Genomic DNA, 17,257 nt, shown 5'->3' on the forward strand with positions numbered 1-17,257 from the left:
ATTCCTGATAATACTCACTGGGTTTTGCCGCCTGTCGCTTGTGCTCTACGTCGCTTGAGGTGCCTTGGTCGGCTCGGTACTGCCGCAATATCGTAACCGAGGAATGCCATGATCAATTGTATTCCGGTGAGTACCGGAAGGGCGCTCAGCATGACCGTGCCCGCAGATGTCGGAAGGCCATCGGAGAGTGATTGTAGCCAGTGATGTCCCCCAAACAGGATACCAAACAATAGCAAAAGGATACCCACCGGGAGTTCTATGGATGCCAACGACATATTGCGCAGGTAATAGTTATAAAAAATTCGTTTTGTGAAATTTCGTGCATGCTTGAACAGGAACTCTCCGATTATATTGGATATTTTAAGGTTGCTGACCTCATTTCCGTACTTTGCTTCCATTGGCACATCAATCGCAACGGCGCGCAACGTGTTCAAACGGAAAAGAATGTCGGTTTCAAAAAAATAACGCTGACTGATTCTGTCGAAGGGTAATAGCTTGGCCACGTCACGATGTATGGCGGTATAGCCATTGGTGGGGTCGAACAGGTCCCAGTAGCCGGTGGATAGTTTGGCTATCAAGGAAAGTACAGCATTGCCAAAGAGGCGTACCTTGGGCATGGATTGTACTTGTTCCAGATCGAAAAACCGATTGCCTTTCGTGTAGTCGGCCTCTCCCGCCAGGATGGGGTCAATGAATAGCGGAATTAAACGCGGGTCCATCTGACCGTCGCCATCGATTTTGACAATGATACTTGCGCCGTCGCCAATGGCCGCGGCATAGCCGGTCATTACCGCGCCACCAACACCTTTATTTAACTCATGAGTCAATACGTGGACGCGGGGGTCGCTGGCGTGCATTGTCACATGGGCGCCGGAGCTCTCCGGACAGGCATCATCCACGACATAGATACGCCATATGTCGGGACCTATGCTACGGATGACCTCCAGTATGTGAGCGACCACCTTGAAGCAAGGAATGACTACCGCAACACGTTCTTCGTCGCTGAAAAACTCTATTTTTGGGGGTATGGAGGTCATTGTCTACTTTCTAAATGAGACGGACTTGAACGCCAGCGGCGTTTCCGTGTGGCCGGAAGCGTAAATGATTGCCGTTGTTGCATCTTTTGGTGCGGTCACGATCATTTCGTGAGTGACCCAATCGTTGCTGCACTCATAGGTCTCTATGTTTGTTGTGATAAAAATGCCTTGAGCGTTAATCCAGTTGACTTGAATTCGCCCTTTTGTAGATTGTGTCGAGCAGCGAGCGGAAATGATCGCTTTATAGCTTCGTCCGGCCTCTATGCTGACGGCTTGAGTGGCCGGGCTTTTTACATCAACATTAAAAATTTTGTTGATAGGGTCATAGTTCGAGGGGGCGCTTAGATTCCATCCTTCCAGGTTTGAAAGGTCACTATTTTTCAACGTTTCCTGAGTGTATCGATACGCATCATTGAGTCTTCTCAGTTCCACGTCTCCAACTTTTGCTATGGGGATTGAAATATTAAGCAGCGCCTGTAGTTTTTCGGCTTTAAGCATCGAAGGTTCTATAATCAACCACTCGACATTTCTTTTCAGAAAAGCGTCAGCCAATGCGCTTTCGGTGGTGGTCGCATTATATTCAGTGCTCCACTTCAAGTTATACCATGACGGGTAAAGAGCATCACCTTTCAAACCGGCGCTGTAGGGATTGGCAAAGAGGGCAACTGGCTGCCGTGCGCCGTTGAGTATATTCACCATTTCAATAATTTTTCGGGTGGGGCGGATATTTGTTAAATAGATATCTCGCCCCTCTGTGCTGAATAGGGGGGAGAGGAGTAGCTGCCCGTAATAAGTGGATGATTGGATAAACCAGAGGTTGAGGATTAGTAGCATGCCTCCAACCGTAGCGCTCGAGGCTTTTGCCCGCCACGATGCGCCCGAGAAAGACAGTGCCAGTGCTGCGCTGATCATGGCAAAAGAGGGCAGCACATAGCGTAAATAAGCGGTGGAATGGTAGGTCATGACCAGTGCACCGATGGCTATCAGTAAAATACCGAGTGCCTTTTTATGATTTCGGCACAGCAAAATCATGATCGCGGCAGGTATGAGTAGCCACTGAAATCCTGCTGCCCCGACTTTCCCTTCGATGTAGCGGTTGGACGAGAATGTCATGCTGTAGAGCGTGTCCCATGAGACCCCTTTTTCAAAAGCTGTCGGTGCCTGAAAGTCGGTGCTGGGCCACAGAGGGGAGTGGAATAGCGTATTAAAAAAAGGAAAGACCGGGTTGCCAGTTGAGTACCAGGAGTAGGCGTAAGGTATGACGCCTACCAGTAGAAAGCAGAAAAGCCCCAAGAGCAGATAGGGGCGCAAACCCGACTTCATCCAGGCTTTGGATTGTAATAAAAGTACCAACATGAGAATGGGCAGTACGCTGAACGTCACGGCTTTTGCGGCAAGGGCAAAGCCCAGCAGTGCGCCGGCCAGCATCAGATGGATATACCTGTCTTGCTCGTCAGGTGTACTGCTAGAGACTTTCAATAGCGATAGCGTCCCCGCCATGGTGAACGCTGTCCAGACCGACTCAATAAATAAACTGCTATTCTCGGCAAATACGATGGGTGTCGATAAAAAAATAAGTGCGGCCCATCGAGATTGATTAGCACTGCCTCCTGCCCATATTACGAATTCACGAATTTGCCAGGCCACGAGCAGTATAAAACTCGTGTTGATCAGACGTGCTGCCGTTTCGCCGGCGAGCATGTACACAAGGCTATATATCCAATCACCGAGCATGGGCCATAGGGCCCATACATAAAGTTCTGCATTGAAGCCCCACTGGTGTTGCTGTGCCAGATGAGCGGGAATAAACAGGTGCATGGTCAGTGCGTCATAGCCAATTTCCGGCATGAAGGCAATAGTGACATACAGGCCCGCCAGGCTACAGGCAGCGATATCCAGAGCGTTGCAAGATATCGAGGCTGGGCGATAGTTTACGGCTTCATTGTAAAACTGGCGGATAAGCTCTTTTGCGTGTTGGCTGTTTACTAGAAAGGGCAGTAATAATAACGCTGTATATGACCCGGGGTAGTTGATGGGGAAGTGCGCCGCCAGCCCCGTGAGGGTGCCTAGTATCCCGCCACCGAGCAGTAGCCGCACCGACCATTCGCTGTTTTTCCAGCGCCCCAGAATCTTATGGCCCAAGACGCTTGAAGACAGGCCGAACAGAAGAACCACGAGCATGGGCCACGCTTGGCCGCAAGCCAGGGTGATGGCCACGATCAAGCCAGCACCGATTATCAGCGGCGACACCTTGCGTAACGCCGAAAGCACTGCTGTGCTCAAGGCAAACAACAATACGAAACGTATGCTGTTGTCCACTGCCGGGTAGCTGAGGGTTGAGAGGCCGTGCCAGCTGACTGCGATGGTGGCTAATACGACAGCCGTTATTAGCAGGCGTTGGATGGGGGTTCTAAACAACATGAGGTCTCTCTTGTAGGCAGCAGATTCAGAAGGGCTGGCGGATGCATATTTTCATGCATCACGATATCGATGGGGGATCCAGGCTCCCCACTTGCCTTCATAAATTGCCTTGTTCTTTTCAAATAGTGCCTGTTTTGTTTCTGCACCGAGTTTGTTGAAAGATGCTGACAGGTGATGATGGACAAAGACATCTTCGGCACAGACGGCGCGTAGCCCCTGTTGTTGAATACGACGACAATAGTCATCGTCCTCGAAAAAGCCTAATCCATAATCTTCACATAAACCGCCGATTTGCTCATAGTGTGAGCGCGGTATCATCACGCAGAAAAAGGCCAGCGTATTGATTTCGAACCACTGCCCCATGTGTTTGCGGGTAATGCTCTTGGACTCGGCGTGCATGGCCGCCAGGTGGGTATAGCGTGTGGTAATGCGCGCCTCATTGCCAATATTGTTGGTGACGGGGCCGATAATACCAATATCCTCATTATCGATCAGATGGCGCATCAGACCCTTGATCCAGCCTGCCGTTACAATCGTGTCATTGTTCAGTATGACCAGATAGTCTCCATTGGCGGTTGCCAACCCCTGGTTGTTGCCGGCGGCGAAGCCTTTGTTATCTTGGTTGAGAATGGTAATGCGGTCGGGACCGGCCTCGGCCCATTCGCTCAGAAAGGCCGGTGTGTCATCAGTGGAGTTGTTGTCGACGACAATGATCTCGAGGTTTGCGTAGTCGCTTTCGTTTACCAGGCTGTTGAGGCAGGCCTTGGTCAACTCCAGGTTGTTGTAGGTCAGTACCACGACGCTGACTTTTGGCGCAGGTAAACTGTCGATCGCCTGACGCAGGGCGATGGCTCGATGTTCCCAGGTCTGGGCTTGCGCAAACTGCTGGCGAGCCAAGCGCGCCAAGGAGGTTTCGGGGAGCTGTTCCAAGACGCTTCGAACGGCGGCAATAAACGCCGTCGGGTTTTCAGCGGTGTTGACCAGGTTACCGAACTGATCCAGTTCCGGTAGCTTGACCGATACCACGGGCTTGCCGGCGCTCAGGTACTCATACACTTTCACCGGGTTGGTCGCCAGTGTCAGGGGAATGATCTTGAACGGCAGCAGGCACACATCCATCGCATGAAGATAATACGGCAGGGATGCATAGGGAACTTCGCCCTGCATGATAATGTTCGGGCAGTCCTTGAAGTATTTTTTTGCATTGACCGTATCGCTGCCTATGAGCAGTAACAGGTGTTGGGGAAAGGCTTGGGCGAGCTGTTTGACCAGTTGAAGGTCGAACCACTCCGCGATCGCTCCGTAGTAGCCAATGATATTTCTGTTTTGCGGATCCCGATAAATCCGCTCTGGCGGTTGACAGAAAGCGCTGTACTCCGCGGCATTGCGTATCACGCTGACGTTCTGGTTTTCGCGTTTGCCGTGCTGTTCGATCCAGGTCGATGTGGCAACCAGCAGGTCTGCCCGGCGCATCAAGGTTTTTTCCAGGTTCAGTAGTTCCTGGGCGACATTGCCAAACCCCTCGTGATGGTCCATGCAGTCATAGATCAGGGTGGAGTTCGGAACGCATCTTGCGAGCGGAAACCAATAGGCGTGTTGGACAATGCAGTGCGCCCTCCCGACGTTTGCCCACTGCATCAACTCTGCCAGACTCAGGCGTAGTTGTTTTATCGCGGTGCGGGTGGGCGGAGCGTGGTAGATGGCCGGCGCGCCCAATACATTCAATTTGATCTGGAACAGTCCACTCACGCCTTCAAGGGGTTCAACTTCGAAACCGGGGCTGTCGTTATCAATGAATTGATTGGAAATGTAGAACGTCACCTGGCCGGTTCGTGCCAGCTCTTTGGCCAGGTTCTGTGGACGCTGGATACGAAAATGCCAGTCAATGACCCCAAAAATTAGGACGGTGGCCTGCGGTTCACAAAACGCCGCTTCAGGGCTGTTCGCGGGTGTCGCCATCAGCGTTGAAAACGGTCGGTTTTGAGTCATTGCCCCGGCGTTGCCTTTCAGCCAGCGGCGGACCCTGTGGGCCAATTTACTCTTCTTGCTGTGTGCAAGTGGTAGATGGATGTAGACAAAACGAGCTGAATTAAACAGAAGCTTGTATACCAGATGGCGTAGCGGCGCACGGTCCATGGTGATTGCCCAGTCTGAGAGACTTAGTAATTCGGTTTGCTTTGACGCGAGTTGGTGATGCAGGTTGGCGACTTGCTCCGACAGCGCCTGGGCTTGAGCTTTTTGCTCCTGGAGCAGCCTCTCGGTTTTCTTGAGTTTCTGCGATGCCGCTTGCGCCTGTTGCTGGCTGTGCTCTATGTGCCCAGCCAGCCGCGCCAACTCTGACAGGCAATCATCGAGCCGCTTTTTCTCGACGCGGAGCTGGTCAATGGCCTGGTCGCGGCTTTCGATGCCCTTGAGCAATTGCGCGTTTTCGCCTGATTTACGCTCTACCGCGCAAGTCAGCCTGTCGATACGTTCGAGAAGGCGATCAATCTGTTCCATGCTTTCATTTCCCAGTGGGCAAAACGGTCGATCTGAGCGCCTATTCATTGGATCGACAGCCTGGAGTCTTCTTTTTATGTGTGTTTTCTGGCCAGTCGGGGAGGGCCGGCGACAGTACCCGGTCGATGCTGAAGGTGGTATCGAAATAGGTTGGTGTGCAGATTTCTTTATGGCAGCTTACGTTGAAGATGATGGCATTGACTATACGGTCCGCAACTATCAGTGGCGCTCTGGTGTCTGGCGCATAGGAGGCTCCCACACTGAGGGCGTAATCGCCTGGATAAAGCAGCGGAATGTGGATACGGGCTTCCACCGTCATCCGTTCGCGCATTGAGGTAAAAGACATCGGTACCATCTGCTCCAGACGGGTATTGGTCGAGGCGATTTCCTCGCCTCGAATGTTCCGGACGATGTAGCCGAAGACCAGCTGATTCTCGGGTGTGAGGCTTACGTTGGCCACCGAGAATCTGAGGATGACATCCGAGCCTCCTTGGACGTTATCGATCGGATTTCTGTGGTTATCGTAAAGCCGGGCACCGACGACCTGGCATTTCTGGTCCCCCAGGCGTCGACCTAGATTGGGGATGTGTTCTTCAATGTCCACACCGGATGCTGTGTGTGCCAGTTCTACGCAGGGTGGTTCCACGGGCTTTTGAATCTGGAACAGTGAGGTCAAATATTCATCCACTACCGGACTGGAGGCGCCTATGGCGCGAATCCGACCCTGGTCCAACCAGATGGCGCGGTTACAAAAACGCTTGACCAGCAGGCTGTCATGGGTCACCAGCAGGATGGAGGTTCCGCGCTCCTGCAGCTGATGCAGGCGGTCCATGCATCGGTGAACGAAAAAGGCGTCTCCAACGGCAAGGGCCTCATCGACGACAAGTATTTCGGGGTCAATATTGGCCTGGATGGCAAACGCCAGGCGGACATACATGCCACTGGAGTACGTTTTTACCGGTCGTTCGATGTAGTCGCCAATTTCGGCGAAGGCTTCTATAGCGGCATATTTTTCGTCGATCTCTCCAACACTCAACCCCAGCATGATGCCGTTGAGATAAATATTTTCACGTCCCGTGAATTCGGGGTTGAAACCAGCCCCCAGCTCCAGCAGTGCAGCGATACGGCCATGCGTTTTGATACTGCCGCTGCTGGGGCTGAGTGTGCCGCAAATCATTTGTAATAAGGTGGATTTGCCGCTGCCATTGCGACCGATGATGCCGACGGTTTCGCCCTTCTTTATTTGAAGGTTAATATCATCCAGGACCGGAATAGCTTTGAAATACTGTTTGCGCCGACCCGCAAACATTTGAAGCAAGCGGTGAAAGGGTTTTTCATAGAGGTGATAATGCTTTGAGAGGTTTTCAACACTGATCGCCATTTCAGATGACATCAGCGAAACCCTTTCGTGTTTTTTGAAACCAGGCGAAACCTAGCCAAGCCACCAGGAATGTGACGACATAATAGATTGCCAGGCCTTCCCAGTGCGGCCACGATCCCCAGAATAGAGCATTGCGGGCCATTTCCACCGGAAAAGTCAGAGGGTTGGATTTGAGAAAGATATGATAATTTTCAGGGAGTGCTGATAAAGGATAAAAAATAGGTGACATAAACAACAGCGCGGTGGTCAGGATGCCGATCAGCTGACTAATATCACGCAGGTATATGCTCAGGGCCGCGAGGAACCAACTGAGCCCGAGTATCAGTAAACTCAATGGGAAAATGATCAGCGGTAGTGAAAGGGCTGTCACAGGCGGCGTGCCAAACAGCACGACATAGAAAAGCAGCCAGGCCAGAAGGCTGATAGCGGTGTGAAATAGGGCGGCACCGAGCGATACGATCGGGAGGATTTCCAGGGGGAAGACAATTTTCTTGACGTAATTGGGGTTGCTCAAGATCAGGCCAGGTGCACGGTTTACACACTCGGAGAACAGATTGAAGAGTAGCAGGCCGGCAAACAGTACCAGTGCAAACTCGCTCTTCGAGTCGCTTCCTCCTGACCAGCGGGTCTTGAAGACCACACTGAAGAAAAATGTATAAACTAATAACATGAATAACGGGGTGGCGAAAGACCAGAAAAGGCCGAATATTGAACCTTTATAACGACCCGTGACCTCTCGGAAAATGAGCGCTCGGATCAGGCTCTTGTTGTTCAAAATGCTGCGCAGCATTGAGAGGGGGGACGAGTTGAACGACTGCATCAGGCTGGTGTCTCGCGTGATCAAGCATCGACTCATGGGTGATGTGTTTATGGGGCGATGTTGAAATGTTTATTTTTTTTGTGGTGCCATTCCGGTGGCGTCATTTCAGTGGCGATACGCTTTATCTATCGATCATTAGCTATTTTCAAAGCCTGTGGCTACTATATATTGGACTGTGGTTGCAGGGAAGTATTCGCATTGACCGTCGTGCCGACGATTTTAGCAGTAGGTAACAGGTGGGTATCGGAATTGTTACTCTGTGGAATATGGATTTGAACTGTTTTGAACTCTCTATTGACCCGCCGTGAGCTGGCTTCATTTGAATCGGGCTCTTCAGAAATGTCGCCTGCACCGTTAGACAATAATTGCGATGTTGTTATTGTCAACTACAATGCAGGCGAGTTTCTCTCTGAAAGTGTCTTGTCCGCATGGCGGGCAGGCGCTTCCCGCGTCATTGTGGTGGACAACGCCTCAAAGGATGGCAGCTTGGACACCTTGATGCCGGTTCAGGGGGGAGAGTTGCACGTTGTGCGCAATGCCTCCAATCTCGGGTTTTCTGCCGCTTGCAATATCGGTACCCACCATACATCGGCCTCTTATGTGTTATTTCTCAACCCGGATTGTGTGCTGGCTGCCGATGCGTTGAATGGCATGATTCAGGCCTTGGTGAGTTATCCGCGTTCGGGGATGGTGGGGGGCTTCCTCTGCAACCCTGATGGTACGGAGCAGCCCGGTGGCCGGCGCGTTTTCCCGACGCCCAAGAGGGCTTTGTTGCGGGCATTCGGGCTCTCTCGGTTTTCGAAGTTCCTGCCGGCTTCATTTTCCGACTTCTTGCTGCACGAACAACCGTTGCCACGCCAACCTGTGGTGGTGGAGGCCATTTCCGGTGCCTGCATGCTTGTCCGGCGTGAGGCCATTGCGGATGTAGGGCTGTGGGATGAGGGCTATTTTCTCCACTGCGAGGATCTGGATTGGTGCATGCGTTTTCGACAGGCGGGTTGGGATGTTTTGTATGTGCCGAGTGCCAAGGTAAGCCATCAGTTTGGCGCGTGTAGTCGGCGTCGTCCCTATTTCGTGGCGTGGCACAAACATCGTGGAATGCTGCGTTTTTATCAAAAATTTTTCCGTCGCCAATATCCCGGGGTTTTGTGGGTGGGTGTGGCGGCTGGTGTCTGGCTACGCTTCAGTTTGGTTGTTGTTCGCCATTTGATCATGAGCGTGGTCGCCTTTTTTAAACAGAAAAAAGACGCATAACGTGCGTGTCGCGATCTTGGGGGGGGCGAGTTTTCTCGGGGAGCGGCTGATTCCATTGTTGCAGCAGTCCCGTTTTGAGGTGACCCCCTTTACGCGTGACCGTTCCCGACGTCCCTCCTCGTTGGTGCCGTGGCGGCACATTGATGATTGGCCACACCTGAAGTTTGACGTCCTTGTTTCCCTGGCGCCGATCTGGGTCCTTCCCGAGTATCTGCGGCATCTTGCTCGAAGCAAGGTCACACGTATCGTTGCGCTCTCCTCAACCAGTCGATATACCAAGTGCGAATCACCGGACCGTGCCGAGCGTGAGCTGGCGGATCGCCTGGCGGCGAGTGAGTCGTTGCTGGAGCATTGGGCTCGAGATCATGGGGTCGAATGGGTCGTGTTACGTCCCACCATGATTTATGGCTTGGGGCGGGACAAGAATATTTTTGAAGTGGCCCGCTTCATTCGTCGATTTGGTTTTTTTCCGCTGGCTGGCGGTGGTACGGGGTTACGTCAGCCGATACATGTCGAGGATGTGGTACAGGTCTGCTTGCGGGCCTTGACCGTACCCGCTGTCGTTGCGGGAGGCTACAACTTGTCCGGGGGAGAAGTGCTTTCTTATCGGGCGATGGTGGTACGTATCTTTGAGGCGCAACGGTTGCCGGTGCGTGTTGTCAGCATTCCCGTGGCTTTTCTGCGCCTGGCCATTTCAGTGGCACGTTGTCTGCCTCGTTATCGACATCTATCCACCGCCATGGCTTCGCGAATGGTTGAGGATCTGGTGTTTGATCATGCCGAGGCTCAACGCCAATTCGATTTCCTGCCCCGCCCCTTTGAGTTGAGCGATACAGACTTGCCTTGAGACTCGCCAGCGGCTTATGGCCAGGCTGGCCTCATCACCTGACGGCGGATGACTCGATACCGACCGCGAGCTGCCAATGCTTTTTGCGGGCAGACAGAGCCTGACGCGCTATTGCGATGTTGCGTAGAATAGCCGATTGCATTCGCGGGCTTCGCTCTTTGCCTTGGCTTGTGGGTGGCCAATGTTTCAGGAATTTTGAACTAGATGATGATTTTGCTGCTGTGTGCGTTCGTATTGGTCTGCTCATTATTGTTGACCGGTGTGTTACGCCGATATGCATTGGCGCGCAGTTTGCTGGATGTCCCCAATGGGCGTAGTTCTCATTCTGTTGCTACGCCGCGTGGTGGCGGTGTGGCGATCGTGCTCGGTTTCTTGATCGCTTTGCCGGTTCTAGCCTGGGCGGGCCTGCTGCCAGGGCCGGTGTTCGGGGCACTTTTTGCGTCCGGTGCTGTTGTCGCGATAGTGGGGTTTCTCGATGATCATGGACATATAGCCGCTCGTTGGCGCCTATTGGCGCACTTTTTCGCCTCTTTTTGGATCCTGCTTTGTCTGGGAGGCGCGCCAGCCTTCAATCTGTTCGGAGCAGAGGTCAATTTGGGCTGGCTGGGTCATATCCTGGCGGCTTTTTACTTGGTGTGGATGCTCAATCTCTATAATTTCATGGACGGAATTGATGGGATTGCCAGTATCGAGGCTATTTTTGTATGTCTCGGTGCTTGTCTTGTCTATGAGCTGGGAGGGTATGAGGGCTTGCTCTGGGCTCCGCTGTGCCTGGCAATGGCCGTTGCCGGCTTTCTTTATTGGAACTTTCCACCCGCTCGCATTTTCATGGGCGATGCGGGCAGCGGTTTTCTGGGCGTCATGCTGGGAGGGCTTTCGCTCCAAGCCGCTTGGCAGGCGCCCCATTTGCTGTGGGTATGGTTGATTCTGCTGGGCGTATTTATCGTCGATGCGACTTTTACACTGGGGCGGCGCCTGCTTCGTGGAGACAAGGTGTATGAAGCTCACCGTAGCCACGCCTATCAATTTGCCTCGCGTCAGGTGGGGCGTCATTTACCCGTGACCCTGGCTGTGCTCGGGATCAATGTCGTCTGGTTGCTGCCCATCGGCTTGTGTGTCGGCTTGTCTGTCCTGGACGGTTTCACCGGTATGCTGCTGGCTTACGTCCCTTTGGTGTTTATCGCGGTCAGATTTCATGCGGGTGAGTTGGAGAGAGTTGGTTAATCTGTCGTGACCTGGGACAGGTTTGGCTGATGGTCGATCCAGGACGACGACATTGTGCAGGTAAGCTATAGAGGGGTTATGGATAAGATACGAGCCTATTTGGTAAGTCTGCCACGTCGAAAGAAGCGCGTTTTGCAGGTGCTCACCGATATCGTCATGGTTTGGTTGGCACTGTGGATGGCGTTTGTCGTGCGCTTGGGGGTGGACGACCTGATCAATCCATTTACCCAGCACCGCTGGCTATTTATTGCCGCTCCGGTTGTCGCAATTCCACTTTTCATTCGGTTCGGTCTTTATCGAGCGGTGATGCGTTATTTCGGCAATGATGCGTTGATCACCATTGCCAAGGCGGTGAGCCTTTCGTCGCTGATCCTGGGGGTGGTGGTCTATCTCTACAGCAACCACCAAGTGGTTGTTCCGCGCTCGATCATTTTCAACTATTGGTGGCTGAGTCTGGTCATGGTGGGCGGTCTGCGGCTTGCGATGCGTCAGTACTTCCTGGGTGACTGGTTTGGTACCGCGCAGCATATGCCGTTCAGCAATCGTGATGATGGTTTGCCCAAAGTCGCGATTTACGGCGCCGGCTCGGCGGGGAATCAACTGGTTGCCGCGTTGCGCATGGGGCGTGCCATGCGGCCTGTGGCTTTTATCGATGACGACAGCGGTATTGCCGAGCGCAATATCGCGGGCTTGCAGGTCTACAAGCCCAAGCATATCCAGCAGATGATCGATGCCACGGGGGCGCAGGAGATACTCCTGGCGATCCCGTCGTCTTCGCGTGGCCGGCGCCGTGAAATACTGGCGTTGTTGGAACGCTATCCGCTCCATGTGCGAAGTGTGCCGGGCTTCATGGATCTGGCCAGTGGGCGGGTCAAGGTCGACGATATTCAGGAAGTCGATATCGCGGATTTGCTTGGGCGCGATACGGTTCCCGCTCAGGAGGAGCTGCTTGAACGCTGCATCAGCGGGCGTTCGGTGCTGGTGACCGGGGCCGGCGGTTCAATCGGTTCCGAGCTTTGCCGACAGATTCTGGCGCTTCGTCCTACCATGCTTCTGCTTTACGAGCACAGTGAGTTCAATCTCTACAGTATCCTCTCCGAGCTTGAGCAGCGTATTGCTCGAGAGTCGTTGTCGGTGCGTTTGCTACCGATCCTGGGTTCCGTGCGCAATCAGAACAAACTCCTGTCGGTCATGAAAACCTGGCATGTCGAGACGGTCTACCATGCGGCGGCCTACAAGCACGTGCCGATGGTTGAGCACAATATCGCCGAGGGCGTACTGAACAATGTGATCGGTACCTTGAATACCGCACAAGCCGCCTTGCAGGCGGGTGTTGCCAACTTTGTACTGATTTCCACCGACAAGGCCGTACGTCCAACCAACGTGATGGGCAGTACCAAGCGCCTGGCCGAAATGACGCTCCAGGCGCTCAGTCGTGAGCTTGCACCTGTGCTGTTTGGCGATCAGGCCAAGGTATCGCGGGTAAACAAGACCCGCTTCACCATGGTTCGCTTTGGCAATGTGCTTGGTTCATCGGGCTCGGTCATTCCGCTGTTCCACAAGCAAATAAAAGCAGGCGGACCACTGACCGTTACTCACCCGAAGATCACGCGTTACTTCATGACGATTCCAGAGGCCGCCCAATTGGTCATTCAGGCCGGTTCGATGGGGCAGGGTGGCGACGTCTTTGTTCTGGACATGGGCGAGCCTGTCAGGATCGTCGAGCTGGCGGAAAAGATGATTCATCTTTCCGGCCTGAGTGTGCGCACGGACAAGAGTCCTCATGGGGATATCGCGATCGAGTTCACCGGGTTGCGGCCTGGTGAAAAACTTTACGAAGAATTGCTGATCGGTGACAACGTCGCTGCGACCCAGCACCCGATGATCATGAGTGCCCGCGAAGATATGCTTTCATGGGATGCGCTCAAGTCCAGGCTGCATGAATTGACGGCTGCCGTTGAAAACGATGATTACGTACGCGTACGGCAAGTGTTGCGCGATACCGTAAGCGGTTACGCTCCCGACGGTGAGATTGTCGACTGGATTTACCAGCAGCGGCGGATGGACCCCTGATCGCTACACACTTGGTAATGACGTGATTTTTGACAGGAGAGCCCCATCATCTAGGTTTGGAAAGCAGCTTCGGAAAAGCTGCTTTCCTCTCACGATGTCATGGAGTGTCACTTATGCACACAGGCTTTCTCTCGTCCCTCGCGTTCACCCTGCTACTGGGCATCACGGGTGTGGTCAATGCGGCGCCGGCCGCGACCGCCAAGACCGACCCGGCGGCTCCCGCTTCAAGCTCGGCGGCGGCAGCCGCCAAGCCCGACAAGCTCAACCTCAACACCGCCGATGCTCAAGCCATCCAGCACCAGCTCTCAGGTATAGGTGAGGCAAAAGCCCAGGCCATTGTGGCCTATCGTGAAGCGAACGGCCCTTTCTCTTCAGTGGACGAGTTGCTCGAAGTCAAGGGCATCGGCAAGTCGCTGCTCGACAAGAATCGCGACAAGCTTGATATCAACTGAGGACGGCCATCGGCAGAGGAGGCCTTTCCCGTGATCGGTCTCTTCTCCAGGCGCAAGGCCGCGGTTTACTCCACCTGATCCTTCAGATGCGCCTTTGTCACCGCCAATATCTTCTGCGCCAACGCCTCGTCCTCGGCGCTTCTGGACAGCACCAGCGCCCCCACCAGCGTCGCCAGCATGACAATGCTCTGATTCTGTGCATCCGGCCCTGACCCCAGGGCGTCTTCTACCTGCTTGAGTCGCGACTCTATCACTGTATCCGTCGTCGAGCTCGGTTCCCCTCGTTGCCCCAGTTCCAGGCACATGGTCGGGAGTGGGCAGCCGTGATCCGGGGTGGTCAGGTGCCACTCGGACAGATAGCTGTCGATAAAGGCTTGCAGCGGTTTGTCCTGGCTGAACAGCGTATCGCAATGCACGTCCAGCTCGGCCGCGGCTTCCTGCAGCGCCTTTTCCACCAGCTCGTCCTTGGATTTGAAATGCGCGTAAAAGCCGCCATGGGTCAGCCCCAGCGCCTTCATCAGTGGTTGCAGGCCGGTAGCGCCAATACCATCACGTCGGAAGCGTGCGGCAGCCTCCTTGATGATGCGTTCGTGGGTTTGGGCTTTGTGGTCTTGCGAATACCGCATGGCGGGCTCTCCAAATCATTAAGCCATGATAACCGTGACTTATAGACGATTCGTCATGTTTTTTCCGGGAGAGGAATGACTAGTCGGAGTGGGAAGCGAAGACATGGCATGAATAATGATTACCCATTGATCTACGATTGTTGAACAATCCAAGGCGATGATCATGAGTGCGGAGTTGTCCCTGGCCGACCAGATTACCCTGGAGTTGCGCGCCGACATTATCGGCGGCCGCCTGCTGCCGGGTATGCCGCTGGTCGAGAGCGATCTGGTCAATACCTACAACGCCTCGCGCAACACGATTCGCGAGGCGCTCCATCGGCTCGGCCAGGAAGGCCTGGCCCGTTACGTCCGGAACAAGGGTGTGATGGTGCGCCGCCTGGGCCTCGATGAGGTGCGCGATCTGTTTCAGGTCCGTCGCACCCTGGAGCAGCAGGCCATCAGCCTCAGCAAGCCCCTGCGCGAATATCAGTCCGACCGCATGCTCGAAGCCATCGAGGCCGCCGAGCTGGCCCGCGAGCGGGAGGACTGGCGAGCCCTGGGCACCCACAGCCTGGCATTTCACCAGCATATCGTCGGCTTGATGCGCAGCCCGCTGTTCGATGAGTTCTTCACCAACATCGTCGCGCAGTTGCGCCTGGTGTTTTGCGCGGCCCCCGATGAGCAGCGTTTTCAAGCGCCCTGGCTGGCGCGAGACCGCTATATCCACGACCTGCTCGTCGAGGGGGACAAGCGCGCCGCCGGGGAGGCGATGAGCCTCTACCTCGACGATTCCGAGCAGATGCTGCTCGACTTTTTAAGCCGTTCTCCCCATCACTGATCGAGGATCTTGAGCATGTATAAAGACTATCCCGCCGCCTATCAGGTCAGCAAAGGCTCGGCCTTGCAGGTGGACATTGCGTTTTATGAGCGCATCCGCGAGGAAAAAGCAGGGCGTACGCTGATCGAACAGTTCGAGGTGCCGATTCGTACCGGGCGCGCCTGGAAGGTGCCGGCCGGTCATGTGTTCCGGGTGACCACGCCAGTCGGCCCGCAGGTCGGCGACTTCAACGTCTGGAATGCCAACGACCCGCGCGAGCGCCTTTGGGCGGCTCGCACCCGTCAGTTGCAAGGGGCCCATGTCAGCACCCATGACCGGCTCTGGTCGAACCTGCCGTTCCTGCGGCCGCTGGTGACCATCACCGACGACAGTCTGGCCGGCTACGGGATCGACGAGCATGGCGGGCGTTTGCACGATCTCCTGGGAACGCGCTGTGATCCCTATGTGAACAAGATGCTGACCGGGGAGGACTTCCACCATCACTGCCACTCGAATCTGACCCGTGCCGTCCTGCCCCATGGTTTGACCGAGTTCGATGTCCACGACGTGTTGAATATCTTCCAGTGCACCGGGCTCAATCACGATGACATGTATTTCATGAAGGCCTGCCCGGCACAGCAGGGCGATTACCTGGAGTTCTTCGCCGAGATCGATCTGCTGTGTGCGCTGTCGACCTGTCCGGGCGGTGACCTCTCGCTGCCGATGTGGGGGCCCGAGGCGCAGGACCCGCTCAGTGTCTGTCGTCCGTTGGGGGTTGAGGTCTATCGGCTGGAGCCGTCATTGCTCGACGGTTGGAGCTCGCCCGAGCGAGCGGCCTACAAAGGCCAGCATGGTTTGCATATCGCCAAGGCGGCCTGGGAGAAATAACCGGCGGGAATGGACGATCAGCGATCTTTCGCGTCCTGGGCGTCCATCTCGGCATTACGTTCCTGGATGCGCCGACGCTGTTCGTCGGTCAGTTCCACTTTGTTCGCGGTGTCGCGCAACATCATCAGACTGCCGACGATGGAGCCGATGGCGATGACGATGATCAGCCAGGCATACCAGGGCATAAGGTTCTCCTTGAGGGGCCGTTTGCGGATGAGCATTTCATCCGCAACGTTGGCCCTTACCACTTTGAGTCAAAAGATTTCTCAGTGGTTCCATTGTAAGCCCGATCCGCCTGAATAGCCCTTAAAGCCCGGTCAGCATCGCATCGGCCGGTGCGGCGGCACGTAGTTGCCCGGTCAACTGGAAGTAGATGAAGCCCAGCGCCATGAAACCGAGGAAAATCAGGCCGATCAGGGTGTTGAACCAGGCCATCGCGATCAGGCACACCACCGCCAATACCAGCGCGATCCCCGGGACGATCGGGTAGCCCGGCGCGCGGAAGCTGCGCTCCAGGTTCGGCTCGGTTTTACGCAGTTTGAACAGGCTCAGCATGCTGATGATGTACATCACGATGGCACCGAATACCGACATGGTGATCATCGCCGCCGTCAGGCTCATGCCCTGCAGGTTGACCAGGCCATCGCTGTAGATTGCCGCGATGCCGACCACGCCGCCGGCGATGATGGCGCGATGCGGGGTCTGGAAACGTGACAGCTTGGCCAGGTAGGCGGGCAGGTAACCGGCCCGGGCCAGGGCGAAGAACTGCCGCGAGTAGCCAAGGATGATGCCGTGGAAGCTCGCCACCAGGCCGAACAGGCCGATCCACACCAGCATGTGCATCCAGCTGGAGTTGCTGCCGACCACCGCTTTCATCGCCTGGGGCAACGGGTCGTTGATGTTCGACAGCTGGCGCCAGTCGCCGACCCCGCCGGCCAT

At 54.8% G+C, this 17,257-nt stretch carries 15 protein-coding genes; 7 read left to right on the forward strand and 8 right to left on the reverse strand.

The genetic code is table 11. The features are described 5' to 3' along the window. Window positions 1-14: 14 nt before the first annotated feature. Genes AC07T0_RS03450 through AC07T0_RS03470 form a run of 5 tightly spaced genes read right to left on the reverse strand, consistent with a single transcriptional unit; the run spans window position 15 to window position 8,158 of the window. Window positions 15-1,037, reverse strand: coding sequence for a glycosyltransferase family 2 protein (locus tag AC07T0_RS03450; protein WP_494999853.1), 1,023 nt, complete (start codon window positions 1,035-1,037; stop codon window positions 15-17). 3 nt (window positions 1,038-1,040) lie between these two features. Beyond that, on the reverse strand, window positions 1,041-3,458 hold the full coding sequence (locus tag AC07T0_RS03455) for a phospholipid carrier-dependent glycosyltransferase (protein ID WP_494999854.1): 2,418 nt from the start codon (window positions 3,456-3,458) through the stop codon (window positions 1,041-1,043). A gap of 51 nt (window positions 3,459-3,509) precedes the next feature. Beyond that, a complete protein-coding gene (locus AC07T0_RS03460; protein ID WP_494999855.1) occupies window positions 3,510-5,957 on the reverse strand; it encodes a glycosyltransferase in 2,448 nt (815 codons plus the stop codon). Window positions 5,958-5,997: 40 nt separating this feature from the next. Then, window positions 5,998-7,350 (reverse strand): ABC transporter ATP-binding protein, encoded by a 1,353-nt coding sequence (locus tag AC07T0_RS03465; RefSeq protein ID WP_494999856.1) that lies wholly within the window; start codon window positions 7,348-7,350, stop codon window positions 5,998-6,000. Next, the gene (locus AC07T0_RS03470; protein ID WP_494999881.1) at window positions 7,340-8,158 is read right to left on the reverse strand and encodes an ABC transporter permease; all 819 of its coding nucleotides are present in this window, start codon (window positions 8,156-8,158) and stop codon (window positions 7,340-7,342) included. The genes AC07T0_RS03465 and AC07T0_RS03470 overlap by 11 nt, the downstream gene beginning before the upstream one ends. 282 nt (window positions 8,159-8,440) lie before the next feature. Between AC07T0_RS03470 and AC07T0_RS03475 the strand changes: the two genes are divergently transcribed. From AC07T0_RS03475 to AC07T0_RS03495, 5 genes are all read left to right on the forward strand, one after another. After that, window positions 8,441-9,412: a glycosyltransferase family 2 protein gene (locus AC07T0_RS03475; RefSeq protein WP_494999857.1), complete on the forward strand. Its 972-nt coding sequence runs from the start codon at window positions 8,441-8,443 to the stop codon at window positions 9,410-9,412. 1 nt (window position 9,413) lies between these two features. After that, window positions 9,414-10,259: an NAD-dependent epimerase/dehydratase family protein gene (locus tag AC07T0_RS03480; protein ID WP_494999858.1), complete on the forward strand. Its 846-nt coding sequence runs from the start codon at window positions 9,414-9,416 to the stop codon at window positions 10,257-10,259. Between the two features lie 204 nt (window positions 10,260-10,463). Then, a complete protein-coding gene (locus AC07T0_RS03485; RefSeq protein ID WP_494999859.1) occupies window positions 10,464-11,483 on the forward strand; it encodes an MraY family glycosyltransferase in 1,020 nt (339 codons plus the stop codon). Between the two features lie 78 nt (window positions 11,484-11,561). Beyond that, window positions 11,562-13,556, forward strand: coding sequence for a polysaccharide biosynthesis protein (locus tag AC07T0_RS03490; protein WP_494999860.1), 1,995 nt, complete (start codon window positions 11,562-11,564; stop codon window positions 13,554-13,556). Between the two features lie 113 nt (window positions 13,557-13,669). Continuing rightward, on the forward strand, window positions 13,670-14,008 hold the full coding sequence (locus AC07T0_RS03495) for a ComEA family DNA-binding protein (RefSeq protein ID WP_494999861.1): 339 nt from the start codon (window positions 13,670-13,672) through the stop codon (window positions 14,006-14,008). 65 nt (window positions 14,009-14,073) lie between these two features. Here the strand turns inward: AC07T0_RS03495 and AC07T0_RS03500 are convergent, their stop codons facing one another. After that, entirely contained in the window at window positions 14,074-14,634 is a 561-nt protein-coding gene (locus tag AC07T0_RS03500) for a TetR/AcrR family transcriptional regulator (RefSeq protein ID WP_494999862.1), read from the reverse strand. A 163-nt stretch (window positions 14,635-14,797) separates the two neighbouring features. Here AC07T0_RS03500 and AC07T0_RS03505 point away from each other — a divergent pair, with 163 nt between their 5' ends. Together AC07T0_RS03505 and AC07T0_RS03510 are read left to right on the forward strand one after the other, a co-directional pair. After that, window positions 14,798-15,451, forward strand: a complete 654-nt coding sequence (locus AC07T0_RS03505; protein ID WP_494999863.1) for a GntR family transcriptional regulator — start codon at window positions 14,798-14,800, stop codon at window positions 15,449-15,451. A 15-nt stretch (window positions 15,452-15,466) separates the two neighbouring features. Beyond that, window positions 15,467-16,318 (forward strand): urea carboxylase-associated family protein, encoded by an 852-nt coding sequence (locus AC07T0_RS03510; RefSeq protein ID WP_494999864.1) that lies wholly within the window; start codon window positions 15,467-15,469, stop codon window positions 16,316-16,318. Window positions 16,319-16,335: 17 nt separating this feature from the next. On the opposite strand, the gene AC07T0_RS03515 is transcribed toward AC07T0_RS03510, so the two are convergent. Further along, a complete protein-coding gene (locus AC07T0_RS03515; RefSeq protein ID WP_494999865.1) occupies window positions 16,336-16,503 on the reverse strand; it encodes a DUF2897 family protein in 168 nt (55 codons plus the stop codon). A 121-nt stretch (window positions 16,504-16,624) separates the two neighbouring features. Then, a partial coding sequence (locus tag AC07T0_RS03520; protein ID WP_494999866.1) for an amino acid permease occupies window positions 16,625-17,257 on the reverse strand: 633 nt, incomplete at its 5' end.

This window comes from Pseudomonas sp. GW821-FHT04D07, assembly GCF_059420225.1.